We start from the raw sequence: 6,682 nt of genomic DNA, 5'->3' as shown, positions 1-6,682 counted from the left end.
GGCAGTCTGCCAACAGTTCATCGAGCATTTCATCAACGCGATTGGGTTCTTTCTTCTTGCGTACCATGATGCGGTCTCCTGAGTTACTGGGATTTTAGACCGCTTACACAAAATTCAGAACAGTCTCGAATCGTTCTATGATTGCCTCTGACTGTTGCCGAAGCACAGCCAGCACGCTCTCTCTAAACGCTAGCGACCAGGGCTTGAGGACAGCCAAGACTGCCTCTTTTCCATGTTCTAGGGACTCTTTTAGGTATTCTGCTGCGGCTGTTACTTCCAATAGATCACCCCCATCATTTAAGTTGTTGAAGGCATGGGGTGATCCACTCTCTTCCGATGTCTGTTGTTGGCTCAACGATAACCACTTGGCTTGTCTGCGTTCGAGAATTGCCCAGGTAGTGTCCCAAACAGCGCGATCGAGCCTGTACACCCGCAGTTTTTCGCCCTCATACCCCTCCACAAAACATGACCAGCGAGGTTTTGCAATTTTGATGCCCAACTGGGAGAGGAGTTGATGCACTATTTGGGTATCACTGACCCGATCAGTGATAGTAAAGTTCAACGCCACTTTGATTTGGGGGATAAACTCCCTGGCGATCGCCGCATAAGGAGCCAGGTCATACTTGCACCACTCCCAACCGTGTTGCATCTTTTCAATGATCTCATTGAGCTTCAGTTTTTCTCGCAGCACTCGGCGTAATTCGGCAGTGGAAACATCCCACGGGCAGTAGCCCTGGCCCCATTGAGCTTGTCGTTCTAATGCTTTGACCGTTCGATCGCTAGCAAGACCTGGAAACAGTTGGGCTTCTAGATTCAGCAGCTCGCCTCGTCGTCTGCCTTCGTTATCCCAAATCACCTCTTCTAAGGTGATGGAGTCCAGGCAATAGAAATCTTTCAGGTAGTGCTTGGCGATCGCCAGATGCTCCTCTGGAGAGACCGACTCTTTTTGCTCTAGTTCCAGGATTTGGGCATAGGTTAAATCGTCTGCGGCGACCAGTTCTTCGGCATCAATCTGACGTTGCTCCTCTCGGGCTTGGCGTAGCAGCAGCTTCATGGTTGGATCAGCAGCCCACGACTCAACCGTGACGGAATTCCCCTCATGCTTGAGCCGCACTAACAAGGCATCGCGCAGATGCATCATGGAACGGTTCTGCTCGGCACTGAAATGAGCATACAGATTCAGGTGAGGATCGCTTTGCCAGTCGTATTCAGCCAGGTCTCCTGCAATATCCTCCCGCAGGTTGGAGCGCACCAGGCGGACGGTAGCAGATGAGGCTTGTTGCAAATGGCTCTTGAGTTCGATGGGATTGGTAGAACGGCTGACCTTAGAAAAGTTAGAACCACGCTTGGCACACCAGACCACTCGCTCGACAGGTTCTCTCACCCGTCCTAGCGACTGAGCAATATCGGCATCAGTTGAAGAAACCCCACTGAAGATGCCATAGACCCGCTGGATCACCCCCTGTTTTTCCAAGCTAATCCCGGTCGCAGCAGAAGGGGAGCAGAGAATCACATCCCAATCAGACAGGCAATCGTCAGGGTTTGCCATAAACGATCGCTCTAATTCTCCACCACTGGTTTCAGAGTTAATCAGCAGCACTCGCTTAGTGGGGGCTTGCTGCTCAATCAAACGGGCGATCGCCTTACTGGTGGCTTTGCTATCGGTAGCCACGTAAACCGATTGTTCAGGGTCTAACATTTGGATGTCCTCTAGTAATTGAGTCGTAATCGACGAGCGATCGGGGGCATCAAAGAAGCGAACCGGATACCCCGGAGGTGTATAGTCATTGCGAATCAAAAAGGCTGGATCGGAGTCGCCCCGCAACTGATGGATGTAGTGCAAGGTGGCATTGTCGAGATCGGCATCGGCAATAATGACTCGTCGAGCGGTTTGAAGTAGCTCTCGAAACCGAGCCAGCAGGGCTGGACGCTTGCCCTCTCTAGAACAGGTGCTAGAGGTCAACAAATGGCGCACTACCTGCACCACCTCATCGAGAATCAGATCGCACTCGGCAAACTTATTAGGGTCGATCGCCAATAGGGAATCGACACAAAAGCCAATGCGGAGGGTGTAAGAGGCTCCATTGATATACTCGCCGTTGACCTTATCGACATCGCCTCGATAATCCAGGTGTAAGCGATGGCTCAGGTTCCGCATCAGGGCAATCCGGTGGCCTGCGGCCAGCACCTTCTCTACTCCCTGAATCCACTTACCGATACCCTTGGTTTTGCCCGTTGCCTTAGCACTCAGCAAGGCAATCATCCCCTGCAACGGTAAGTCAGATAGATCCAGAGTGGAGAGATCGGCTGTCGTCAGTTTTAAGCTAGCCGGATAGGTGAGGCGATTGCTGAGTCGTTGTTGAATCTGCCAGTGTTCGAGGGATAGGGCTTGGGCATACACCTGATCGAACGCTTCAGCTCCACCAGCGACAATTAAATCATCGACCCCTTTGCCTTGTGCTTTGTCCCAGATGGCGATCGCCACAGGACAACCCGCGTTTCGCAACAGTGCCCCAAATCGATAGAGTGCCACGGTGACTCGATGTCGAGCTGTTTGTTTTATATCCTGGTCAAAGGCCAAGGTGATAGTTCGTCCCGGCACGGCAAAACGAGCCACATCCGCAGTCAGTTCCCGTAACTCTCCCACTTTGCGATAGCCACCATTGGCCCCATACAGCGCGATCGCGACATAGCCCTGACTCAGGAGGGACAAGGCTTTTTTGCCACCTTCGGTTAGAACGATGTCAATGCACTCCAACAGACCAACCCAGTCCCAGAAGGACGTGGTTTCAATCGGGAATTGAGCTGTGATCTGCTCTGACTCTCTCAACGGCGAGGGGGTTGAGCGGGACGAGGATAAAGCAGCCTGTTTCAACCTGATGGCATAGTGCTCAATCTGGTCTGGGGTTAATCTCGGATCAGGATGGCTGTGCAACCCCGTTTGCCCCTGGTCGATCGCCGCTGTAACCCAGGTGGGCAGAAATCCAACAACGTGGTGCCGTTGAGCTACCTTGAGCCAAGTCTGAAGGTCGATCGCAGGTAGGAACGCCCGTGAGCCATTACCTACACCCGTTTCATACTTGATAATTCGATCGCGCTTTGTTTTGTCAGTCCGTGGTTGGCTGAGCTTAGCCTGCCAGGTTGAACCATCTTCGTTGAGTAACAGTGCTCCAAACAGAGAAGACTTGGCTTTATGCCCAAATCGGGTATAGCGCCAACCCAACGCATCGTGTAGTGGCGTTGAAACTTCCCCACCTGGAAGAAGTTCAACGTCGCTAACCACTTGCACTGAGGCCGTAAACAAAGTGGGAGCGATCGCGCTGCCTTGAATGAATTCCTCTGTGATCTGAGCTGTGAACTGTTCGCGAGTAAGGTCGAGCTGAGCGATGTCTGGTTTAAATTGGGCAACCATTAACGCCGTCCTCCCTGTTGCTTCGACTCTTTGGGAGTCTCGGAGTTCAGCCAGGTTAAGGAGTCTCGAACGTATCCACAATCATTCGAGCAAAGATTGCTGTCCAGGCCAGGGATGGCGATTGGCTGGCCGCAAAGACGGCAATTGCCGTCAAGCTCTGGTAAACAGGGCGGCTTTGCGACTAGCGTTAGCTCTGGCTTTGGCCGTGAGGTGGTGGTTGCCTCTGATTGGTCTGATTGGGACTGACTTTTTTGAAATAGTTTAGTCTTCCCCTGCGGAATTGAGGGGATAAGCAATAGCTGTTGCATATCTGGTTCCTAAGAAGTTTACCGAGATATGGACAGGAGCTATGCAAGGTCATCGATAGGTCGTTGTTACAAAAGTGGGCTTTCTTGCCCCTATAGGGTGGGCAGAAGTGGGCTTTCTTGCCCCTACAGGATGGATAGGGTGGGCAGAAGTGGGCTTTCTTGCCCCTATAGGGTGGGCAGAAGTGGGCTTTTTTGCCCCTACAGGATGGATAGAGTGGGCAAAAGTGGGCTTTCTTGCCCCTATAGGGTGGGCAGAAGTGGGCTTTCTTGCCCCTATAGGGTGGGCAAAAGTGGGCTTTTTTGCCCAAAAAAATTGCAACTGAGACGACCTTTCGATAAAATGGGCATAGCAAAGCTGGAAGACCTAACTCGACGCCCTGTGAAAGCAATCAAGGTTAGAGACCCCGCTCCTGTCCGATCAGTTGATTTAATAAGCCTTCAAGACCCTTTCTGTTGCTCGCAGATGGGGTTTTTGGCTTTTAAACATTCTCTCCTTGCTAAACACCCTCCTCAAGTAAGTACGTTTGAAGTCTTCAGAATATGCAGGCTATGGGCCAGCATATTCAATTTCTTTTCTGTGCCACCTCCTTGAACCCCTCCTCAAGTAAGTACGTTTGAAGTCTTCAGAATATGCAGGCTATGGATCAAATTACTATTCTTTACAAAACCTCCTCTCTTTACAAAAGTGAATCCTGTTCGATCTCTAGATCTTGCAGTGATTAACCTAGAAAATCATAAAATACTTGCAAAACATAGACCTGGACAAGTGAGCCTTCATGCGGTTGAAGATTTGCTCATTATTCTCTCTACCATCGCTTGTTGTTGTTTTGCCAGTTCAATAAGCTGCGAAACGTTCTCAGTTTGTTGCAGCGCAACTTGGCGATCGCCTTCAATCGCTTGCACGATTTGGCGACTCAATCCTTTCAGCTCGTTCATCCCACCTGTGAAGCTAGAGATTTGAACGGCGATCGTATCGACTCTGGAGGTTAAAGTATCCAACCGCTCAGATAGCAGATTGATATTCTGGTTGGTTCGCTCAATGTTGGTTGATAGCTTCTGGTTCGCCGTTTCGATGTTGGCTGACAGGTTGCTGTTCATCGTTTCGATGTTCTCTGTCAGTCGATTGAGACTACTTCGCTGAATGTCGGCAAATTCAACCAAAGTCTCTAATGTCCGCTCGACATACGTTTTGGTCATGGCAATCGTCTCCTACCGCTTGCGCTTAAAAACTTGTTCGGCTGTCAGTCGAAGCACTTCAAACCGAGAATCGATGACCGTTTCACCACTGTAACTAGCTTCCTCGTAGAACCCGTTGACTAAAGTGAAGACGGTAATTTTGCCTTCCTCTGGGTTGATCGCCCAATATTCCGGTACACCCCTTGCAGCGTACTCAGACCGCTTGAAACGGTAATCTCGATTTTCGTTGGCTGAACCAGGAGAAACCACTTCAACAATCAAATCAGGGGGAGGCATTTCTAACGTGATTGTGCCTCTACTGGTGCTGTTTAAGATTTCTGCCAATTCTTCTGATAGCAGCATGAGGTCAGGCAGCCTAGCTTGCACCTGCGTCCCTGAGACAGCAATTTCAGTATCTTTGTGGCAAATCAAATCTTCAGAAAATGCAGTCAGTAAAATGGCGAACAGGAAACGCGCAATCCGAGAGTTTAGGGGACTTTCAGGGGGCATTTCAACTATTTCCCCACCCTCAAACTCACAGTGGTTGTCTGTTCCATCGTCGTAGTTTAGGTAGTCCTCAAAGGTCATTCGTGTTTTAGTAGCTTGATTCATAGCAGTCGCTCCTATACCCCTACAGGTTTGGCTATGTCATTCATCCCTAAATTCCAGGAGACGTGGTAGCTGTTGCCAAATTCGTCTACAAGTAGTTTGTAGCGGTTGGCAAACTCGATCCATCCATCCTCTGAATCTCGCCCTAGCTCTGGGTCAAATGACCTCCATTTGTATTCGATCCAGCTATTTGAGTTGTTTGGCTCTAGTTGTTGCTTCCAGTCTCGGTCGAAATCGTTGAGATCTCCTGGATGCCAAAAATCTCCACGTTTCCAACTGACTGCTTTTTTAACCCCAGCGCTCGCTGTGAAGTCAGCACTTTTTTGGGCATTAGCGTAAGACATTGCTACTTGCTGATTGTCAACAACGCGCACGATGCCACCTGGTTGTGTTGGATTATTCAAAAACCAGCCAATCTCCTGATATAGACAAGGAGAAAGGGATAGAGCATAAATCTCTATTAGTGGATTTTGTGGATCGAGAACTAAAGTTTCTTGCCCCATAGTGACCTCTGATTCAGCCATTGCTGCGGGAATTCGGTAGGAGTCGCCGCCCGGATACTGAATCAGGGTTGCCACTTTGCCGAATTTATGTGCCCACATTGCTAGTGTCTCAGGTTCTAGTGAGGCGAGTCTAAATGCTTCACTTTGCGATGGTGCGGATAGCAAAAAACTTTCCGGGCTAAAGCCGATTTCCCACTGGCTATCACTAAAAACTTGTGCAACGAGGTTTTCAAGTTCCATTTGTTTGCCCCTCTTTCTTGTTGCTATTGCCGTACCGGACGCGATCGCGCAATTCCATCAAAACTTCAGTTTCAACGCCTAAATCATGAGCCAGTGTGACTAATTGACCGTTTGTAGGCAGTTCCCCACACGCTAACTGAGTCAGAAATGCTTTTAAGTCTGTAGGAGTAGATGTGAGTTTCTTCTTCGACTCAGGAATTTTGCCGTCTTCGAGAGCTTCCCTAACTTCTCTTTCAATAATGAACGCACCTAAAGAGGCAGGCTTATTGTCTTCAGACTCAGCCCACCGTTCCAATGCCTCATAAATTCCATTCGGCAGCGTCAAATAGAGCCGCTTACCCTTGCCGCGTTCACTCACATGAATCCTCAACACTTGTTCCCTCAAGTTTACAGCACCTTTTCTGTTGCTAGATCGTGGCTTTTTTTTCAAAAAG

At 49.6% G+C, this 6,682-nt stretch carries 7 protein-coding genes; 1 reads left to right on the top strand and 6 read right to left on the bottom strand.

The genetic code is table 11. The features are described 5' to 3' along the window. Positions 1-103 precede the first annotated feature (103 nt). Positions 104-3,412: a plasmid replication protein, CyRepA1 family gene (locus IQ268_RS28375; RefSeq protein ID WP_193886174.1), complete on the bottom strand. Its 3,309-nt coding sequence runs from the start codon at positions 3,410-3,412 to the stop codon at positions 104-106. After that, on the bottom strand, positions 3,412-3,720 hold the full coding sequence (locus tag IQ268_RS28370) for a hypothetical protein (protein ID WP_193886172.1): 309 nt from the start codon (positions 3,718-3,720) through the stop codon (positions 3,412-3,414). The genes IQ268_RS28375 and IQ268_RS28370 overlap by 1 nt, the downstream gene beginning before the upstream one ends. A gap of 74 nt (positions 3,721-3,794) precedes the next feature. On the opposite strand from IQ268_RS28370, the gene IQ268_RS32520 reads away from it, so the two are divergent. Next, complete coding sequence (locus tag IQ268_RS32520) at positions 3,795-4,043, top strand: hypothetical protein (RefSeq protein WP_228035802.1); 249 nt, start codon at positions 3,795-3,797, stop codon at positions 4,041-4,043. 451 nt (positions 4,044-4,494) lie between these two features. On the opposite strand, the gene IQ268_RS28365 is transcribed toward IQ268_RS32520, so the two are convergent. Genes IQ268_RS28365 through IQ268_RS28350 form a run of 4 tightly spaced genes read right to left on the bottom strand, consistent with a single transcriptional unit; the run spans position 4,495 to position 6,606 of the window. After that, the gene (locus IQ268_RS28365) at positions 4,495-4,917 is read right to left on the bottom strand and encodes a hypothetical protein (protein WP_193886170.1); all 423 of its coding nucleotides are present in this window, start codon (positions 4,915-4,917) and stop codon (positions 4,495-4,497) included. 12 nt (positions 4,918-4,929) lie between these two features. Continuing rightward, positions 4,930-5,508 (bottom strand): Uma2 family endonuclease, encoded by a 579-nt coding sequence (locus tag IQ268_RS28360; protein ID WP_193886168.1) that lies wholly within the window; start codon positions 5,506-5,508, stop codon positions 4,930-4,932. Between the two features lie 11 nt (positions 5,509-5,519). After that, positions 5,520-6,248, bottom strand: coding sequence for a hypothetical protein (locus IQ268_RS28355; RefSeq protein WP_193886166.1), 729 nt, complete (start codon positions 6,246-6,248; stop codon positions 5,520-5,522). Continuing rightward, entirely contained in the window at positions 6,238-6,606 is a 369-nt protein-coding gene (locus IQ268_RS28350; RefSeq protein ID WP_339383687.1) for a hypothetical protein, read from the bottom strand. The genes IQ268_RS28355 and IQ268_RS28350 overlap by 11 nt, the downstream gene beginning before the upstream one ends. Positions 6,607-6,682 lie beyond the last annotated feature (76 nt).

The sequence above is a fragment of the Oculatella sp. LEGE 06141 genome, assembly GCF_015207605.1.
Taxonomy (GTDB): domain Bacteria; phylum Cyanobacteriota; class Cyanobacteriia; order Elainellales; family Elainellaceae; genus Oculatella.
The sequence above is the reverse complement of the archived record's forward strand: the minus strand, read 5'-3'. Positions and strand labels throughout refer to the sequence as shown.